This window comes from Streptomyces sp. NPDC034084 (assembly GCF_055575535.1).
The window spans coordinates 100329-119679 of the sequence record NZ_JBVISK010000011.1 but is presented as its reverse complement, the minus strand read 5'-3'; the positions used below and the strand labels follow the sequence as shown (position 1 = coordinate 119679).

Below are 19351 nucleotides of genomic sequence, written 5' to 3'. Positions count from 1 at the left end.
CGCGGGACGGTTCAGACGGCGCCCGCGCCCGTCAGGGCCCGCACCTCGGTCTCCGCGTGCCGGGCCTCGTCGGGCGGCTCGGACGAGGTGACCGTACCGATCCACCCGGCCAGGAAGCCGAGCGGGATGGAGACCACCCCCGGGTTCTGCAGCGGGAAGAGGTGGAAGTCGACGCCCGGGAACAGCGATTCGGGGCTGCCGGAGACGACCGGGGAGACCAGGACGAGCAGCACCGCGGGCATCAGGCCGCCGTACACGGACCAGACGGCACCCCGGGTGGTGAACTTCCGCCAGAACAGCGAGTACAGCAGCACCGGCAGATTGGCGGAGGCCGCGACCGCGAAGGCCAGACCGACGAGGAAGGCCACGTTGAGGTCGCGGGCGAGCAGCCCGAGACCGATGGCGGCCGCGCCGATCCCGGCGGCGGCGACCCGCGCCACGGCCACCTCGCTGTACTGCTTCGCGCGCCGACGGCGCAGTGAGCTGTACAGGTCGTGGGCGACGGAGGCCGAGGACGCCAGCGTGATCCCCGCGACGACGGCGAGGATGGTCGCGAAGGCGACGGCGGCGACGATCGCGAAGAGCACCGTGCCGCCGGTGGAGCCCGCGCCGCCGCCGAGGTCGAGGGCGAGCAGCGGTACGGCGGTGTTCCCCGAGGCGTTGGACGCGCGGACCTCGCCAGGGCCGATCAGCGCGGCCGCGCCGAAGCCGAGCACGATGGTCATCAGGTAGAACCCGCCGATGAGCCCGATGGACCAGACGACGGAGCGCCGGGCGGCCCGAGCGGTCGGCACGGTGTAGAAGCGCGACAGGATGTGCGGCAGCCCTGCCGTGCCCAGGACGAGGGCGAGGCCGAGGCTGATGAAGTCGAGGCGGGCCGTCCAGTCCCCGCCGTAACGCAGCCCGGGCGCGAGGAAGTCCAGGCCGTGCCCACTGCGTTCGGCCGCGGTGGAGAGCAGGCTGTTCACGTCGCCGTGGAAGCGGAGCAGGACGAGGACGGTGAGCGCGATCGTGCCCGCCATCAGCAGGACCGCCTTCACGATCTGGATCCAGGTGGTGGCCCGCATGCCGCCGAGCGACACGTAGATCACCATGAGCGCGCCGACGCCGATCACCGTCCACGAGCGGGCCGCCTCGCTGGAACCGCCGAGCAGCAGTGCCACCAGGCTCCCGGCTCCCACCATCTGGGCCACGAGGTAGAGCACGGAGACGGCCACCGAGGACGTTCCGGCGGCGATCCGCACCGGCCGCTCCGCCATCCGCGCGGCGATGACGTCGGCCAGGGTGAACCGCCCGCAATTGCGCACCAGTTCCGCCACCAGCAGGAGCACGACCAGCCAGGCGACGAGGAAGCCGACGGAGTACAGCATGCCGTCGTAGCCGTAGAGCGCGATCAACCCGGAGATCCCGAGGAAGGAGGCCGCGGACATGTAGTCCCCGGCGATCGCGAATCCGTTCTCCATGGGCGAGAACAGCCGCCCTCCGGCGTAGAACTCCTCCGCCGAACCGTGGCGGTGGCGGCTCACCCAGGTGGTGATCCCCAGGGTCACGGCGACGAACACGCTGAACAGCACGAGCGCCAGGGTCTGATGGTCTCCGGTCACGGCTGCACCACCCCTCGGGTCATCTCCTGCGTGTCCCAGCGCAGTTCCAGCGCGGCCCGGTCCCTGCGCAGCCGCGCGTGGCGCGCGTACGCCCAGGTCAGCAGGAAGGTGCTGAGGAACTGTCCGAGCCCCGCGACCATCGCCACGTTCACCGCTCCGGCCACCGGCCGGGCCATGAGGCCGGGCGCGGCGGTCGCCGCCACCACATAGGCGAGGTACCAGAGGAGGAACGCCAGCGTGGCCGGGAAGACGAACCGCCGGTAGCGGCCTCGTACTTCCTGGAAGGCGGGGCTGCGCTGCACCTCCAGATAGATCTCCGCCGCGCTGTGGACCCGCTGTCGCGGCACCGCTTCCGGACGGCCCCCGCCGGGTGCCCCGGCCGCCGCTTCCCCGCCCCAACCCGAGGCCGTCGCGTCGTACCAGGGGTCGTCGACCGCCATCGCCGAAGCGTCGCGCCCCTCCTGCTTGTCCACCTGCTCCACCGGCCAACTCTCCTTGTCAGCGAACCGTCTCGGCCGCGTGTCCCAAGGATGGACAGAGCGGGAAGATCCCGGACTCTTCTCCCCCGTCTCTTCACCCCATCAGGTGACTCTTTTCCCAGGCGCCCTGACAGGACCGTGCTGATATGCGTACCGCACGGCCTCGGCCGGGTCGCCTGCCCCGGTCCCGTCGGCCTCCGCGAACGCGCCCAGACGCCATGGAGAGTGATCGGCCCGCGGGCGGAGCGTGGTGCTCCACCCGCGGGCGCAGTTGCTCAGGCGTCGATGCGCGAGCGGTCGAGGGTGGCCGCCGAGCCGGTGATGAACTCCTTGCGGGGCGCCACGTCGTTGCCCATCAGGAGGTCGAAGACCTGCTCGGCCGCGTCCAGGTCGCCGATGTTGATCCGGCGCAGGGTGCGGTGGCGCGGGTCCATCGTCGTCTCCGCGAGCTGGTCGGCGTCCATCTCGCCCAGACCCTTGTAGCGCTGGATGGCGTCCTTGTAGCGGACCCCCTTGCGCTGGAACTCCAGGAGCGTCTGCCGCAGCTCGTTGTCGGAGTACGTGTAGACGTACTTGTCCTGGCCCTTCTTGGGCTGGACGAGCTCGATCCGGTGCAGCGGCGGCACCGCGGCGAAGACCCGGCCGGCCTCGACCATGGGCCGCATGTAGCGCTGGAAGAGCGTCAGCAGCAGGCAGCGGATGTGGGCGCCGTCGACGTCGGCGTCGACCAGGAGGACGATCTTCCCGTAGCGGGCGGCGTCGATGTCGAAGGTGCGGCCCGAGCCCGCTCCTATGACCTGGATGATCGCGCCGCACTCGGCGTTCTTCAGCATGTCCGAGACGGACGACTTCTGGACGTTGAGGATCTTGCCCCGGATCGGCAGCAGGGCCTGGAACTCGCTGTTCCTGGCGAGCTTGGCCGTGCCGAGGGCCGAGTCTCCCTCGACGATGAAGAGCTCGCTGCGCTCCACGTCGTCGCTGCGGCAGTCCGCGAGCTTGGCCGGCAGCGAGGAGGATTCGAGCGCGGTCTTCCTGCGCTGCGCCTCCTTGTGCTGACGCGCCGCGATCCGGGTCCGCGCCGCGGCGACGGCCTTCTCGAGCACGGCGCGCGCCTGCGCCTTGGCGTCCCGCTTGGTGGAGGTGAGGAAGGCCTTGAGCTCCTTGGCCACCACGTTCGCCACGATCCGGCGGGCGGCGGAGGTGCCGAGGACCTCCTTGGTCTGCCCCTCGAACTGCGGCTCGGCGAGGCGGACCGTCACGACGGCCGTGAGCCCCTCGAGGGCGTCGTCCTTGACGATGTCGTCCTCGGCGACGCGGAGCATCTTGGCCGAGCGCAGCACCTCGTTCACCGTCTTGGTGATGGCCTGCTCGAAGCCGGAGACGTGGGTGCCGCCCTTGGGGGTGGCGATGATGTTGACGAAGGACTTGACCGTGGTGTCGTAGCCGGTGCCCCAGCGCAGGGCGACGTCGACGGCGAGCTCACGGGTGACCTCGGTCGGGGTCATGTGGCCGCGCTCGTCGAGGACCGGGACGGTCTCCTTGAAGGTGCCCTGGCCGGTGAGGCGCTGGATGTCGCAGACGGCCTTGTCCTGCGCGAGGTACTCGCAGAACTCGCTGATGCCTCCGTCGAAGCGGAAGGTCTCCTCGCTCTTGCCGACGCCGGCCAGGTCCCGCTCGTCGCGGACGACGATGGTGAGGCCCGGGACGAGGAAGGCGGTCTGCCGCGCGCGCTGGTGGAGCGTCTCCAGGGAGAGCTTGGCGTCCTTGAGGAAGATCTGCCGGTCCGCCCAGTAACGGATGCGCGTGCCGGTGCGGGTCTTGGGGACGCGCTTGGTCTTGATGAGGCCGTTGGCCGGATCGAAGGGGCTGTCGGGGCCCTGCTCGGTGAAGATGCCGGGGACGCCGCGGCGGAAGGAGATCGAGTGGGTCGAGCTGTTCCGGTCGACCTCGACGTCGAGGCGGGCCGACAGGGCGTTGACCACGGAGGCGCCGACGCCGTGCAGACCGCCCGACGCCGCGTACGACCCGCCGCCGAACTTTCCGCCGGCGTGCAGCTTGGTCATGACGACCTCGACGCCGGAGAGGCCGGTCTTCGGCTCGACGTCGACCGGGATGCCCCGGCCGTTGTCACGGACCTCGACGGAGCCGTCGTCGTGGAGGATGACCTCGATGTGGTCGCAGTAGCCACCGAGGGCCTCGTCGACCGAGTTGTCGATGATCTCCCAGATGCAGTGCATCAGGCCACGGCTGTCGGTGGACCCGATGTACATACCGGGGCGTTTGCGGACCGCTTCGAGCCCCTCGAGTACGAGCAGGTGCCGCGCGGTGTAGTTGGAACCGTCACGGTCTGCGGTCAGCAGCGCACTGGACGGCACGGACGTCTCGGCGGTCACGCGGTTCGCTCCTCGCTGAATTTGAAATCTGGCGCGGTGGGGTAAGGCCCGGCCTCGGTCACCGCTCAGAGGGTACCGATGCCTGGTAGAGCCGTTGTCACGCCACCCACCCCGATTCCTCATGCTAGTCCAGCGTCGCATGGATGTTCGATCCCTCGATGGGGTGACGTGAACATCACGTTCCCTTCCAGGCATGAACCATTTAGGCTCCGGGCACGTCCTCATGAACAACCGGCAACCCGGCCGGGAGGGCTAACCGATACAAGCAACGCGAAATCCGTAGAGCGACGCAATACGGCTCATTCGCCGCCAACCGGCAGCAGACAGCCACCTTGGGAAGAAGTTTCAAGGAAAAGCCACGAGCGGGAACGTTTTCGGCCTGGTTGGATGTTGACCCTGGTACGACAGCTCGTCGAGCTAGAGAAGAGGCGACGTGACTACTGTTCTGACCCCCGCGAGCCCCCTGACGGCCGCTGACCGTTGCGACCGCTGCGGCGCCCAGGCGTACCTGCGCGTCGTTCTGACCAGCGGAGGTGACTTGCTCTTCTGCGCCCACCACGGACGTAAGTTCGAGCCGGAACTCAAGAAGATCGCCGTTGAGATACAGGATGAGACGGACCGGCTCACGGACGTGCCGGCCCGGACGATGGGCGAAGACCACGCCTGACGCCATCCACGACGAGCCCAGGGCCGGTCGCTGATCGGACGACGGGCGGTCACCCCCTCGCGCCAGGGGGTGACCGCCCGTTCTCGTATCCGCCGTTCCGGTGTTCGCGCGGTCCGGCTCCCCGGTGGAGTCGGGGCCGCCCCTTCGACGCCTCGGGTCGCCGCTCAGTAGCGTGCGGGAAGCACCGCCGCTACACGCGTGTAGACGCCCGGGCTCTCCGCCTGCCCGCAGCCGCTGCCCCAGGACACCAGGCCGACGAGAAGCCCGTTGGCCACCAGCGGACCGCCGCTGTCGCCCTGGCAGGCGTCCTTCCCGCCGTGCGGGTCGCCCGCGCACAGCATCGTCCCGCGCTGGTAGCGCACACCGAGACCACCCGGGTACGCCCGCTCGCAGGCCGTGTCCGGCAGCACCTGGACGCGCGCCGTCCGCAGCGTGGAGGCGTAGGCCCCGTCACCGGTCGTGTCTCCCCAGCCGTAGACGTCCGCTTCCGTCCCGGCTGCGTACGCCGCGTCCCCGGAGCGGGCGACGCCGATCACGTACGACTGCGGCAGCGCGCTCACCAGTGTCAGCACGGCCAGGTCGCCCGAGTTGGTCGTCGGGTCGTAGCCGGGGTTGACCCAGGTGTCCGAGATCCGGACCTCCTGCCCCTCCTGCCCGCGCAGCGCCGCGCGGCCCGCGATGACCACGAAGTCGCGCACCTCCCACGGCTCCCCGCCGAGCACCTCACGGCCCAGACAGTGGGCCGCGGTGAGCACCTTGGTCGGGGCCACGACCACGCCCCCGCAGAACTGCCCCGCGCGCGTACCCCCGAACCGGTCACGGCTGGAAAGCGCCACCACCCACGGCGCGTCCGTGATCTGGGCCGGCCGGCCGCCCACCACGACACTGCCGGCGGCCACCGGACCGGCGGTGGCGAGCGGCCCCACCGCCGCGGCGATCAGGCCCAGAGCACCCGTCAACGCTCGGGTGAGTGAACCACGCATGGAGCCTCCTGACTCTCGGGTGATGTCCGTTCACCCAGCGTCCAGCACGCCTCCCCGCCGTGCACCCGCGCAATGCCGGAGGGCCCGGCTCCCCTCTCGGGGAAACCGGGCCCTTCCGTGTGCCGATGCGTACCTCGTACGGATCAGTCGAGGTAGTCGCGCAGGACCTGCGAGCGCGACGGGTGACGGAGCTTCGACATCGTCTTCGACTCGATCTGACGGATCCGCTCTCGCGTCACGCCGTAGACCTTGCCGATCTCGTCCAGCGTCTTCGGCTGACCGTCGGTGAGACCGAAGCGCATGGACACGACGCCCGCCTCACGCTCGGAGAGCGTGTCGAGAACGGAGTGCAGCTGCTCCTGGAGGAGCGTGAAGCTGACCGCGTCGGCCGGCACGACCGCCTCGGAGTCCTCGATGAGGTCGCCGAACTCGCTGTCGCCGTCCTCACCCAGCGGGGTGTGGAGGGAGATCGGCTCACGGCCGTACTTCTGGACCTCGATGACCTTCTCGGGGGTCATGTCGAGTTCCTTGGCCAGCTCCTCCGGGGTGGGCTCGCGGCCCAGGTCCTGGAGCATCTGGCGCTGCACGCGGGCGAGCTTGTTGATGACCTCGACCATGTGCACCGGGATACGGATGGTGCGGGCCTGGTCGGCCATGGCGCGGGTGATCGCCTGACGGATCCACCAGGTGGCGTACGTGGAGAACTTGTAGCCCTTGGTGTAGTCGAACTTCTCGACGGCGCGGATCAGACCCAGGTTGCCCTCCTGGATCAGGTCCAGGAAGAGCATGCCGCGGCCGGTGTAGCGCTTGGCCAGGGAGACCACCAGACGGAGGTTGGCCTCCAGGAGGTGGTTCTTGGCGCGGCGGCCGTCCTCGGCGATGATCTCCAGCTCGCGCTTGAGCTTCGGGGCGAGCTTGTCCGAGTTCGCGAGCTTGTCCTCGGCGAACAGACCGGCCTCGATGCGCTTGGCGAGCTCGACCTCCTGCTCGGCGTTGAGCAGCGGGACCTTGCCGATCTGCTTGAGGTAGTCCTTGACCGGGTCGGCGGTGGCACCGGCGACGGCGACCTGCTGCGCCGGAGCGTCGTCCTCGTCCTCGTCGGACAGGACGAAGCCCTTGCTCTCGCCCTCGGTCTCCTCTTCCTCGCCCTTGCCGGGCGCGACGTCCTCGAGGAGCTCCTCGCCCTCGACGAGCTCGTCGGCGTCCTTCTTGGACGTGGTCTTCTTGGCCGCCGTCTTCTTGGCGACGGTCTTCTTCGCCACCGCCTTCTTGGCGACGGTCTTCTTCGCGGCCGCCTTCTTGGCGGGCGATCCGGCCTCGTCGGCCGGGTCGGCGTCCTCGGCCGCGGGGGCCGCCGAGGCCGAGACGGTGGACTTCGTCACGGTCGTCCTGGCGGTGACGGTCTTGGTGGCGGTGCGCTTGGCCGGGCTCTTCGCTGCGACGCTCTTGCGGGCGCGCTTCGGCGACTCCGCTGCACTGACCATCAGCGTCACACCCTCTTCCTCGAGGATCTGATTGAGGCTGCGCAGAACATTCTTCCACTGGGTTGGCGGAATCTGGTCAGCCTCGAAGGCCCGACGCACGTCATCGCCGGCGATCTGCCCATCAGCCTTTCCCCGCTCGATGAGCGCCATCACAGACTCGGACTCGGCGATCTCCGGCGGGAGCGTACGGGATGTGCTGGCCGACACGAACAACCTCTCGGAACGATGGAAACGGCTTCCGGCCCCGCCCTGGATCGGACTGGAGCCGACGACCGTCGACGGGGAATGTGTCGACGGCGCGGGCTGGACCGGGGAACTGCACAGCGCCTCCGTCGGCTGCTGTATTCCTTCCTCGGCTGTCACCTCTTAGGTCATCGCACGGCTGGGAGGAGTGTTACGCCCAATCTTCGTGGCCCGAGTCACATCTCATGTGCGACGAAACGGTCAGAACGGTCGATCATGGCACATTCGCGCCGCCGGAACCCGGGCGCCGCCCGGGACCCCGCGAGGCCCCGGGTGGCACTCGGGCCCGGCGGCACGCGGTGCGTGCGCCTCCGCGCTCCCGACCACGGCCCGCGGGTCAGTGTTCGCGAGGGGCGGGGACGACGCGCTCCACCTCGGGGTGGACCGTGAGCAGCTGCCGCATGGCGCTCTCGGCCCCCTGGGAGTCGCCGGTGGCGAGTGCGTCGACGATCCGGGCGTGGTGCGCCAGGCATGTCTCACTCGGCCGGTCACAGCCGGTGGCGGGGCCCCCGGAGACCTGGAGCGCGGCGGTGACGATGCCGGAGAGGTGCTCCAGCATGCGGTTCCCGGCGAGCTGGATGAGGAGCGAGTGGAACTCGGTGTCGGCCCGGGAGAAGGTGATGCCGTCGCCCTGGGCGAAGGCGTGCCCCATGATCTCGACCATGTCGGCGAGGCGCTGCTGCACGTCCTCCCGGCCGTGCCCGGCGGCGAGGCGTGCGGCCAGGGGTTCGATCGTCCACCGCAGCTCGTTCAGCTCGCGGCGCTGGTCGTCGCGCTGCGGGCCGAAGGCGCGCCATTCGATGATGTCGGCGTCGAGGAGGTTCCAGTCGCTGACGGGCCTGACCCGCGTACCGACGTTCGGGCGGGCGCTGACGAGCCCCTTCGCCTCCAGTACGCGCAGCGACTCGCGCACCACGGTGCGCGACACCTCGAACCGCTGGCCGATCTCCTCGGGGACGAGCGGCCGGTCGGCCCCGAGATCGCCGGAGACGATCATCTGGCCGAGCTGCTGGACCAGCTGCCCGTGCAGTCCGCGGCCCCGGTTGCCGGTGGACCGACGGCCGACACGGCCCAGGTCGGTGTCCACCCCCTCCCAGGCGGGCGGGCCCACGCGGCCGGCGGGGGAAGCCTCCGTGTAGGGGTAGCGATCGAGATCGCCCGGGGCGCCGAGGCCGGATTCGGCGGAGCGGGCGGCGGTCATCATGGTGTGCGCAAGGGTACTCACGCATCCTTTGTCGGCGTTGCCTCCGGGACCCTTGAGGTCTTTGGTGAAAAGCACACGAAAGGGTGATCGGCACTCGCTACACAATTGACGATTAATCGGACATATGTGGCACATCTCAAGGGAGTTGGCGGAGAACCGGAACCTTGAGATCAAGTAGTGATCACCAACGGGCCTTGCGGCGAAGGCCTGTGAACACATAGGCGCAGAGCAACCCTGTCAACGTCAGCGAGAGCGCCACCCCCGCGGGCTGCCCGATCACCCGCAAGGCACCCGTCAGCCACCGGTCCAGGGCCGGGGACCACTGCGGGCCGGCGAATTCGCGCAGCCGCGCCGGGAGTCCGGCCGCCGACCGCACCGCCGGGCCGCTCAGCACCTTCTGCAGCAGCGGAACGAAGGCGACCGGCACCGCGAGTACCGCCGCGACCCCGGCCGCTGCGGCCCTGAACACGCCGGCCCCGAGCACCCCGGCCCACGCGCAACCGACGACCAGACCCAGCCAACTCGCGCAGAGCATCGGCCAGTTTTTCGGTACGGGGACCAACTCGCCGCCGTACACGAACCGCAGCACCTCCAGGTCGACCCCCACCACGAGCACGCCGAGCGCAAGGGCGACGACCGATGCCACGGCGAGCTTCGCGAACAGCAGGCCGGGTCTGCGGGGCACGGCACCGCGCCCCGTGGTGAGCGCGGGATAGCGGTACTCCTCGCCGAAGGAGAAGGCTCCGAGCAGGCCGGCGCCGAGGGCGGCGGGCGGCAGCGGGGAGATCGTCGGCCAGGCGGCGAGGACGGCGGGCAGCTCGGCTCGACCGCCGCGGCCGAGGAGCAGGGCGAGCGTCACGGAGGCCAGCAGGACGGCGGCCACGACGAGCGAGGTGGAGGGCACGCCCAGGAGCCGGTGGAGCTCGTACCGCACCGGGCGCAGGGGCGAGCGCACGGGCCTGCGTGCCGCGCCTCGCCGCCCGCGCGGGGCCTCCCGCCCCATGGCCCCGGGAGGCTGCCCGGTGCCGTCCGGCGCGGCAGCACGCTTCCCGGTCCCCTCGCGGTCCCGGGCAGGGCGCACCTGCCCGCCGGCACCGCCGCCACGGCCGGCACCCGCACCGCCGTCGCCGCCTCTCTCGTCGGCGAGCCGGTGGATCGGTACGCCGTGCCGGAAGGCGGTGTCTCCGACGGCCGCGCAGTCGCTGCCGTAGACGGACAGGCTGTTGCCGTCCTCCGCGACCACCTCGACGGGCCGGCGGGCTGCCCTCGCCTCCTGGGTGACGGCCGCGGCCAGACGCGCGGCGTGCGGCGTCCGGACGACGACCCGGGGACGCAGGCGGGTACGGGCGAACTCGACGGCGTCCTGGTCGGCGACGAGCCGGCCGCCGTCGAGTGTGACGACGCGGTCGGCGTTGCGGACGGCGCACTTGGGGTCCTCCGTGGTGTAGAGCACGGTTCCCCCCTCGGCCGCGTGCGCACGCAGCAGCTCGTGGAGCCAGGCACTCTCGGGTACGGAGAGGCCGGCGGCCGGCTCGTCGAGCAGCAGGGTGTGAGGGGCGCCCAACAGGGCCGAGGCAAGCCCGAGTCGACGGTCCGCCCCGATCGGCAGGGTGCCGATCCGCCGGCGCTCAAGACCGGTGAGGCCCACGGCCCGCACCAGCTCGTCGACCCGCGAGGCAGGAACTCCCATGGCGGCGCAGAGCATCCGCAGCTGGCCCCGGAGAGTGCGCGAGGGATGTCCGGGCACGTCGCCGAGGAGCACGCCGACCTCGCGAGCGGGGTGGGCGATACGGTGCAGCGGCCGACCGCGGAAGTAGGTGATCCCGCGGCCCGGCTCGAGTTCGAGCATGAGCCGGAGGGCGGTGGTCTTGCCGGATCCCCGGGAGCCGAGCAGTGCGGTCACCGCGCCCGGCCGGGCCTCGAAGGTCAGATCGTCCACGGCGGGCGGGCGGTCGCGGCGGGGAGTGCTGGTCAGTCCGATTGCCTGGAGCATCGCTTCTCTCGCGGTAGGTGACACCGCTCCGCGGCAGGGCGGCGCTACCGCAGCAAGATAACGCTACATTTCGGACTTTCAGTGCAGGTTCGGCGGCCGTGGGCGCCGGATGCGCACGGCCCTCAGACCTCGGGCCGCAGCATCGGCGGGTTGAGAAGAGTGGCCCCACCTGCCCGGAAGAGCTGCGCGGGGCGTCCTCCCTGACGGGTCGTGGTGCCCCCGGCCGGAACGAGGAAGCCGGGCGTGCCGGTCACCTTCCGGTGGAAGTTGCGCGGGTCGAGGGACACGCCCCAGACCGCCTCGTAGACGCGCCGCAGCTCTCCGACCGTGAACTCCGGCGGGCAGAAGGCCGTGGCCAGGGATGAGTACTCGATCTTGGAGCGGGCACGCTCCACCCCGTCCGCGAGGATCCGGGTGTGGTCGAAGGCGAGTGCCCCCGCCCCTCCCGCGTCGGCGGTCTCGTGCTCGCCGAGGAGTTCCTCGACGGGGGCCCAGCGGGCACTGTTCGCGTCACCGCCCGCGCGCGGCGCGGGAAGGTCCGGCGCCAGTGCCAGATGTGCGACGCTCACCACCCGCATGCGCGGGTCGCGGTCGGGCGCTCCGTACGTCGCCAGCTGCTCCAGGTGCGCGCCGTTGCTCTGCGCGGACGGCGGGGCGGCCGGATCGTGCGCGCAGAGCCCGGTCTCCTCGACCAGCTCGCGCGCCGCCGCGGCTCCGAGGTCCTCGTCGGCCTGGACGAAACCGCCGGGCAGCGCCCAACGCCCCTGGTACGGCGCCTCTCCTCGCCGTACGACCAGGGTGCAGAGTGCATGGTGCCGCACGGTGAGCACGACCAGATCGACGGTCACGGCGAAGGGGGGAAAGGCCGAGGGGTCGTAGGGAGGCATGCCGCGATCATAGTCGTCTTCCTGACGATAAACACGCCTCGCGGAAGCCTCGGCGGCGACTTCGTCACCGCCCCGCGAGGCCTCCCGCGTCTCTGTGCCCGGCATTCCGTCACACCCCCAGTTGAAGGCCCTCAGCGGCCTCCTCGACCATACCGAGACCCAGCCGGCCCACACGTACGGCGAACGGTTCGCCGGCGACCACGAGCCCTGAGAACCGGATCGCGCCGAGCGGGGCCGAGGGCAGCGGGTGCACCGAGACGGACCGGCCCGGCGCGTCGGGTCTGATCCCCGCGAGGGCGAGCAGCGCCTGAACCGCTCCGGCGGCCGCGACGGCCGCCGGCCGGCACGCCGCCGGGTGGGGCACCGGCCGTCCCCCCGTCGTCCGCTGCTCGCCCGCGTACATCTCGGGGAGCCGATGGCTGAAGGCCTCCGCCGTGTCGAGCAGTCCCCGCAGCAGGGAGGCGGCCTCCTTCTCGTGGCCGGCTGCGGCGAGCCCCGCCACGGCGACCACCGTCTCGTGCACCCGGACCGCGCCGGCCCGGTGACCGAAGGGGTTGTGGCCCGGCTCCTTGGTCCCGAGGCCGCGCAGTCCCCAGCCGGAGTCGAGCGCCGGGGTGCCCAGCAGTCTGGCCACCTGTTCGGTCTCCGCCCTGTCCAGGAGACCGGGTGCGTACCGGCCGCCGCCCAGCAGCCCGGTGTCGAGCAGATGCGCCGCCCAGCCGCCCAGCTGGGACCAGGTCCGGCCGTCCGGTGCGCGGGCCACTGCGGGGCGGCCCCCCGCCGGATCGTCGAGCCAGAACTCGCGCCGGAACCGCTCGCGCAGGGTCCGTGCCGCTTCCCGCAGGGCCTCTCCCCCCGGCCGCCCGCAGCCGTCGAGGAGGTCGGCACCGAGCAGGGCCGCGCGGTGGGCGTGTGCCTGGGTCTCGGCCCGCCAGGGCCCGGCGGGCCCCGGGTCCGGCACGAACCCGTTCCGGCCGGCCGTACGCCGCAACCAGTCGAGGCAGCGCTCCGCGACGGGAAGCAGCTCCCCCAGGTCCGCGGACGGGAGCCCCCAACGGCGGGCCTCGGCGAGAACGGCCGGAAACGCGAGGGTCGCCTCGACACCCGTGCAGCGGGGCGGCAGGTGGGGGCCCGCGTCCCTGAGCGGCCCCTGAAGGCGACCGGACTCGGTTCCGCAGCCACCGAGTTGGGTGCGCCCGAGGGCGCGCAGGGTGGTGGCGGCGAGCCGGGTGCCGAGGGGCAGGGACATGCGGGCCGCCCAGAGCGCCTCGGAGGTGACGGGTCCGCAGCGCCAGGGGACGCCGGCCGCGAGGTACACGTCGGCGGGGCGAGCCGGGTCGCGCTGGAGGAGAGCACGAAGGTCTTCGACGGAGGCGCGGAGCAGTTCCCCGGCCCTCGGATCGTCGCCCTCGGCGCGGCTCTCGGCGAGGAGGTGGCCGCCGGGCCGTCCGGAGCCCGCCCCCGGGGAGGCGGTGGAGCGGGCGGCCCACTCCCCTCGCACCCGCAGCCGGAGGGTGAACGCCGCCCCTGGCGCCAGTTCTGCTTCCCAGCGCAGTACTCCCGCCGCCGCCAGGGCGTCCATCGGCGGCGGGTCAGCCGTGACGGCGACGGAGCGGCCGTCGCCGCCGGTCCACCGCAGTCCGGTGCCGTGGACGCTCGCGGCGAGTTCGGGGCCGGTCCTCCCGGACGCCACACTGCCCAGGTCCGCGAGATCCGTGCCCAGAGCGACTTCCACGGGGAGCCGGAGGGGCCGGGCCGCGGCGCTGCGCAGGGTGATCCGCTCGGTTCCGTCGGCGCTCCGGGTGCGTTCGACGGTGAGAGCCGGGTCGGGTCCGGTGTCGCCGGGGACGCGCAGGGCTCCGAGGAACACCGCCCGGTCGGAGGCCGCCATGCGGCCCTGGAGTGCGACGGGTTCCCGCCCCGCCACGCGCAGGACGCAGCGGGACAGGAGCCGCCGCCCCGCGTCGTAGACGCCCTCGGGTCCCTCTCCGGTGAGCTGGCCGTGCTCGGCGCAGACGGCGAGGGCCGGCAGGGCCACACACAGGAGCGCACCGTGCGCCGAGGGGAGCTCGGCGGGATGCGTCGCGCGCGGGAACGCGATACCGCCGCCGACCGTGTGTCCGGAGGAGTGACCGGGTGACTGGGCGGGGTGTCCGGTGGGGCGGCCGGGGGCCGGGACGGGGCTGGGAGCCATGGCGGGTACGGGGTGCTCTCTGTGCGAACCGGGCGGCCGGCGAGGTGTCGGCGGGTCGGCTCGTGCGACTCCGCCAGAGAGCTGAACGCGGTTGCGGGCGGCCGGGTCACGGTCGTCATCGGCCGCTCCTGGAGCCGCGCTGCCCTCCGCGCCGTGGAGTCCCGCTCCCGGGCCTCGCGGCGGCGGGCCCGCCGGGGCGGACTCCGGCGGTCGCCCGGCGCTCGCTCCCACCGGTCTGCCGCCCCGGCTTCCTGAGGGTCAGCGGATTGCCCGGCCGCCGCGTGGCGCGCGTCCGGACCCGCCGGGACGGCGACGGAGCCGACTGCTCGGCGGAGGCGCGGGCGTCCCGCTCGCTCCTCAGACAGGAACGGAGCGATTCGGGGTCCAGCCCCTCGTTGCACGCCTGGTGCAGGAGGCGGGCGAAGACGTACTCGGGGTCGGCGTCGAGCGCGAGCCCGAGGGCGACGCGGGCGGTCGGCTCGTCACCCGTGGACCAGGCCGTCCAACCGGCGAGGGTGAGGGGCGCGGCGGCATGCTCCTGGTAGGGCGTGACACAGCGCCGGGCCAGGACGCGCCAGAGCCGCAGGGCGGCGGTTCCCTCCCAGCCCTCCATCCATTCGGCGGCGCGGTCCCGGGTGACACGGTCCTGCAGGCCGATGACCAGAGCGGCCGCCTCGTCGGTCGTGATCAGGGCGTCGTCGGCCGCGTCCTCCGCGGCCGTGGCACCGACGGCCCGTCCCGGCAGGACCGGCCCGACCGGCAGGACCGGACTCACCGTGGCCGCCGCCCCCGCCGCTCCCGCCTGGCTCGCTGGGCCTTTCAGGGTCGGGGGCGTCGGGTCCTTCGGGTCCTTCGGCTCCTTCGGGTCCTTCGGGTTCACGAAGCGGCGGAGGATCTCGCGGGCGAGACGGAGCGTCGTCTCGCGCACCTCCACCCGTCCCTGTTCGTCGGCGCCTTCGAGGATCCGGGGAACGATCGAGGCGGCTGCCGCGTCGAGGGCGGCCCGCTGCTCTTCGTCCCCCGCCCCGCCGCGTGGCTTCAGCCGGGCCTCCATGTCCCGGAGGGAGCCCCGTACCTGCACTCCGGCGTACGCCGCTGCCGCCGCCATCACCGAGGTGCCGCTGAGCGCGAGGGGGGTGCCGTCGGGCGGGCAGCATCGCTGGTCGGGGCAGCAGTACGAGAAGTACAGCCCGTCGGTGATGCAGAGAGCCTCGTACACGGGGATGTCGAGGGCCCCGCAGGCGGTCCGCAGACGCTGGGCGAAGGGCCGCAGCCGCTCCATGACCCTGCGGCCCGTCTCGCCGGGCGCGGGGTCCTGGCACAGGAAGACGACGATGCCGTCGGGCCGTGTGCCGGATCGGGCACCTCCCTCGACGAGGCACTCGGCGAGGTGGTCTGCGGTGGACGCCCACTCCCGGGGCGAGCGCGGGATTCCGAGCCTGACCCGGCCCCCGAAGCGGCCGCGCTCGCCGTGGAGGGCGACCAGCACGACGGAGTCGGTGGGGTGGAAGCCCAGCACGAACGGCAGGGCGTCGGCCAGCTCCGCCGGGCCGCGCAGGGTGATCTGCTGGGTACGGGAGGGTCCACTGGATTCGTGGTGATTCGCGTTCATGGTCAGGACGGTCTCGTGATCTCCCGAAATCCGAAACCCCTGTGGATAACTCCCGAACGGGGCATCTGTCCCCCCGTCGAGTTGTCCACAGGTTCGTCGTCTCCTTCGCGCGATGCCCGAGGCATCGGGTTACATGGGGGCATGACCCGAGCAGCCCCGCCGGAACTCCACACGCGAACGGAGCACGCGGGCTCGCCGGACCGTAGACCCGGGCTGGGCTGATCAGCGGTGGACGCTGTCACGGGTGAAGACGCTGATCAGCCGACTGTTCTATGTCTCCTGCACGGTGCCCGCTCGGTGGAGGGCCATAGCTCGGAGGCAGACGCCGCCAGGCAAGACGTCCTCTACGCCTTGATGGGTGCGGCCGACCTGGCGGCCTGTTCCATTTTCGCATGGTGGGCCGCGCGGGCTTCCTCGTCGATCTGCTTCTCGAGTTCGGGGCGCAACCCGGTCCGGCCGTCGATGCCCTCGCGGAGGATATCCGCGTGCCCGGTATGCCGGATGGACTCGCCGAGGACGTGGACCATGACGGCGAACAGGTTCGTGCCGGCATAAGGTTCCGGCCACCACGGCACGTGACCGGGGGCGTCGAGGGGAAGCTCCTTGATCGTCGCGTCCGAGTGTTCCCACGTGCGCCGGTAGAACCCGATGATCTGGTCGCGGGTCTCGTCCTCGGTCGCCCACAGATCGCTGCCGTCGGAGTCCTGCCACCGGGGCAGCGGTTCCGGGGAGGGGCGGGCGAAGACCTCGCCGAAGTACCTGGCCTCGACGGTGGCCACGTGTTTGACCAGGCCGAGGAGGTTGGTCCCGGTCGCTGTCAAAGGTCGGCGGGCGTCGTACGCGGACAAGCCGTCGAGTTTCCAGAGCAGCGCCTCGCGGTCCCGCCGCAGTCTCCCGTGCAGGTTGTCTTTCGCGAATTCATCGATCATGCGGGGCGAGCCTGCCATGAGCTGCTCGTGGCCTCAAGATCCCGTAGGTGGTCGCAACGACGGCAGAGCCGTGGCCTGCCCACGGCCGCCGCCCCGACCTCGTAGCAAGAAGCTCGCGACTTGCCACATGAGACAACCCGTTAGTGCATCCGTCCCGGCAGGGACATCAGCAGGCGAAAGAGCGCTGGAATCTCATCCCGCAGCGGCGAGGACAAGGGGAAGGACCTGGGCGCTGCCGGATCGGCGGAGGAGGCGGGCGGCGACGGCGAGGGTCCAGCCGGAGTCGGTGTAGTCGTCCACCAGGAGAACGGGGCCTTGAGAGGCGGCCAGCGCGTCGGCCATTTCGTCGGAGACGACGAAGGCGCCGCTCAGCGCCCTGAGGCGTTGGGCGGAGTTGCTGCGGCGTGCGGCGTGAGCACCGTTCGGATCCACGTACGACAGGGAACCGAGGTACGGAAGGCGGCCGATGGCCGCGATTCCCTGCGCAAGGGAATCGACTAGCTGCGGGCGGCTCAGTGACGGCACCGCGACGACGCCTACGGGGCGGGCGGAGGCGCCCTGGACGTCCTGCGCCCAACCGCCCGGCGAGCGGGCCCAGTCGGCGAGGACGGCCACTGCGGCCTTCAGGACGTCGTCGGGGACCGGGCCGTCGGGGGCGTTCTCGGCCAGGAGGGGGCGCAGTCGGTTGCCCCAGCCGATGTCCGAGAGCCGGCCCAGGGCGCGGCCCGTGGAGCACTGCTCGCCTGCGGGGATGCGGCCCTTGAGGTCGATGCCGAGGGCGGGCATGCCGGTCGGCCACATCCGGCGCGGCTCGATCTCCACACCGGGCCGGTCGAGCTCCTTCTCGGCTCCCGTCAGCGCCTCGGACGAGACGGAGGAGCCGATCCAGGCGCCGGCGCAGTTGTCGCACCGGCCACACGCAACCGCGCCTTCGTCATCGAGCTGCTGCCGCAGGAACTCCATCCGGCACTGGGAGCTGTTGACGTAGTCACGCATGGCCTGCTGCTCGGCCGCCCGCTGCCGCGCCACCCACGCGTACCGCTCGGTGTCGTACGTCCAGGGCTGCCCAGTGCTCTCCCAGCCGCCCTTGACCCGCTTGACCGCGCCGTCCACGTCGAGGACCTTGAGCATCGTCTCCAGGCGGGTGCGCCGCAGGTCCACCGCCGCCTCCAGGGCCGGCACGGACAGCGGACGCCCCGCATCGGCGAGGGCCGCCAGCGTCTGGCGGACCTGAGCCTCGGGCGGGAAGGCGGTGTCGGCGAAGTAGCGCCAGATCGCCTCGTCCTCCTTGCCCGGCAGCATCAGCACCTCCGCGTGCTCCACCCCACGCCCCGCACGGCCCACCTGCTGGTAGTACGCGATCGGCGACGACGGCGACCCGAGATGGATCACGAAGCCCAGGTCCGGCTTGTCGAAACCCATGCCGAGCGCGGAGGTCGCCACGAGCGCCTTCACCCGGTTCTGCTGCAGATCGGCCTCGGCCTGGAGCCGGTCGGCGTTCTCCGTCCGGCCCGTGTAGGAGTCCACCTTGAAGCCGCGCTGCCGGAGGAAGGCCGTCGCTTCCTCCGCCGCTGCCACGGTCAGGGTGTAGATGATCCCGGAGCCGGGCAGCTCATCCAGGTGCTCGGCCAGCCACGCCAGGCGGTGGGCCGCGTCCGGCAGCCTCACCACTCCGAGCCGGAGGCTGTCCCTCTCCAGCGAGCCACGCAGCACCAGGGCCTCGCTTGCCCCCGTACCCAGCTGCTCGGCCACGTCCGCCGTCACCCGCGCGTTCGCCGTCGCCGTCGTGGCGAGCACCGGAACACCGGGCGCGAGTTCACCGAGCATCGCACGCAGCCGCCGGTAGTCGGGGCGGAAGTCATGCCCCCAGTCCGAGATGCAGTGCGCCTCGTCCACCACCAGCAGACCGGTCGTGGCCGCGAGCTTGGGCAGCACCTGATCGCGGAAATCCACGGAATTGAGGCGCTCCGGACTCACGAGGAGAACGTCGGTCGCCCCACTCTCGATCTCTTCGTAGATCGAGACCCACTCCTCCGGATTCGCGGAGTTGATCGTCCGCGCCCGGATACCGGCCCGCTCCGCCGCCTCGACCTGGTTACGCATCAACGCCAGCAGCGGCGAGACGATCACCGTCGGCCCGGAGCCACGCCGTCGCAGCAGAGCGGTGGCCACGAAGTACACCGCCGACTTGCCCCAGCCCGTGCGCTGGACCACCAGTGCACGCCGGCGCTCCTCGACCAGGGCCGCCACCGCCTGCCACTGATCCTCCCGCAGCCGCGCCGAACCCCCCGGGTCACCCACCAGCTCGGCAAGGATGGCGTCGGCTTCGGCACGGAGCTCCAGGTTGTCCATGCCCCCATGCAACCCGATGGCACTGACAATCGGCGAATCCACCCGGCGTGACGGAGGGCTCACGAGGGGTGCGGGCCTCGGGGTGCCCCCTGGGGAACGATCTCTCCGACGCCGACCGGACGTTGGCAGTGGCGGCGCGGCGGGCCGGAGCGGAAGGGGTGTTTCCGCTGGTGCTCGCCTTCCAAGGGTGAAACAGGAGGGGGAACGGGGAGTGAACAAGGGGCGACTGGGCAGGGATATGAGTGGCATACCGACCCATTCCCGTCAGCGGTCTCAATTGCTCGTTGCCGCCCGCGCACGGGCCCGCAAGAATTGGGAAACCGCCCC

At 71.7% G+C, this 19351-nt stretch carries 13 protein-coding genes and 1 pseudogene; 2 read left to right on the top strand and 12 right to left on the bottom strand.

The genetic code is table 11. From position 1 onward, the window contains the following. Positions 1-11: 11 nt before the first annotated feature. The 3 genes from ACZ51I_RS30325 to ACZ51I_RS30315 all read right to left on the bottom strand — a co-directional run bounded on the left by ACZ51I_RS30325 (position 12) and on the right by ACZ51I_RS30315 (position 4476). A complete protein-coding gene (locus ACZ51I_RS30325) occupies positions 12-1604 on the bottom strand; it encodes a solute symporter family protein (protein WP_468882206.1) in 1593 nt (530 codons plus the stop codon). Beyond that, a complete protein-coding gene (locus tag ACZ51I_RS30320; RefSeq protein ID WP_468882203.1) occupies positions 1601-2086 on the bottom strand; it encodes a DUF485 domain-containing protein in 486 nt (161 codons plus the stop codon). The genes ACZ51I_RS30325 and ACZ51I_RS30320 overlap by 4 nt, the downstream gene beginning before the upstream one ends. A 272-nt stretch (positions 2087-2358) precedes the next feature. Beyond that, positions 2359-4476 (bottom strand): DNA gyrase/topoisomerase IV subunit B, encoded by a 2118-nt coding sequence (locus tag ACZ51I_RS30315; protein WP_468882200.1) that lies wholly within the window; start codon positions 4474-4476, stop codon positions 2359-2361. Positions 4477-4909: 433 nt separating this feature from the next. Here ACZ51I_RS30315 and ACZ51I_RS30310 point away from each other — a divergent pair, with 433 nt between their 5' ends. Continuing rightward, on the top strand, positions 4910-5143 hold the full coding sequence (locus ACZ51I_RS30310) for a DUF7455 domain-containing protein (RefSeq protein ID WP_030687247.1): 234 nt from the start codon (positions 4910-4912) through the stop codon (positions 5141-5143). Between the two features lie 164 nt (positions 5144-5307). On the opposite strand, the gene ACZ51I_RS30305 is transcribed toward ACZ51I_RS30310, so the two are convergent. The 7 genes from ACZ51I_RS30305 to ACZ51I_RS30275 form a co-directional block, all read right to left on the bottom strand. Further along, positions 5308-6126: a S1 family serine peptidase gene (locus ACZ51I_RS30305; RefSeq protein WP_468882197.1), complete on the bottom strand. Its 819-nt coding sequence runs from the start codon at positions 6124-6126 to the stop codon at positions 5308-5310. Positions 6127-6269: 143 nt separating this feature from the next. Next, positions 6270-7817, bottom strand: coding sequence for an RNA polymerase sigma factor (locus tag ACZ51I_RS30300; RefSeq protein ID WP_468882195.1), 1548 nt, complete (start codon positions 7815-7817; stop codon positions 6270-6272). Between the two features lie 373 nt (positions 7818-8190). Next, positions 8191-9078 (bottom strand): FadR/GntR family transcriptional regulator, encoded by an 888-nt coding sequence (locus ACZ51I_RS30295; RefSeq protein WP_468882193.1) that lies wholly within the window; start codon positions 9076-9078, stop codon positions 8191-8193. 160 nt (positions 9079-9238) lie between these two features. Beyond that, complete coding sequence (locus ACZ51I_RS30290; RefSeq protein ID WP_468882190.1) at positions 9239-11050, bottom strand: ATP-binding cassette domain-containing protein; 1812 nt, start codon at positions 11048-11050, stop codon at positions 9239-9241. A gap of 122 nt (positions 11051-11172) precedes the next feature. Continuing rightward, entirely contained in the window at positions 11173-11937 is a 765-nt protein-coding gene (locus ACZ51I_RS30285; protein ID WP_468882188.1) for an NUDIX hydrolase, read from the bottom strand. 109 nt (positions 11938-12046) lie between these two features. After that, positions 12047-14131, bottom strand: coding sequence for a glycogen debranching N-terminal domain-containing protein (locus ACZ51I_RS30280; RefSeq protein ID WP_468882186.1), 2085 nt, complete (start codon positions 14129-14131; stop codon positions 12047-12049). A 115-nt stretch (positions 14132-14246) separates the two neighbouring features. Next, complete coding sequence (locus tag ACZ51I_RS30275; protein ID WP_468882184.1) at positions 14247-15743, bottom strand: DUF4192 domain-containing protein; 1497 nt, start codon at positions 15741-15743, stop codon at positions 14247-14249. Between the two features lie 211 nt (positions 15744-15954). Here ACZ51I_RS30275 and ACZ51I_RS30270 point away from each other — a divergent pair. Then, a pseudogene (locus tag ACZ51I_RS30270) lies at positions 15955-16059 on the top strand (IS630 family transposase); the annotation flags it as partial. Between the two features lie 28 nt (positions 16060-16087). Here ACZ51I_RS30270 and ACZ51I_RS30265 read toward each other — a convergent pair. After that, the gene (locus ACZ51I_RS30265; protein ID WP_468882181.1) at positions 16088-16672 is read right to left on the bottom strand and encodes a DinB family protein; all 585 of its coding nucleotides are present in this window, start codon (positions 16670-16672) and stop codon (positions 16088-16090) included. Between the two features lie 192 nt (positions 16673-16864). Then, positions 16865-19024, bottom strand: coding sequence for a RecQ family ATP-dependent DNA helicase (locus tag ACZ51I_RS30260; RefSeq protein WP_468882180.1), 2160 nt, complete (start codon positions 19022-19024; stop codon positions 16865-16867). Positions 19025-19351 lie beyond the last annotated feature (327 nt).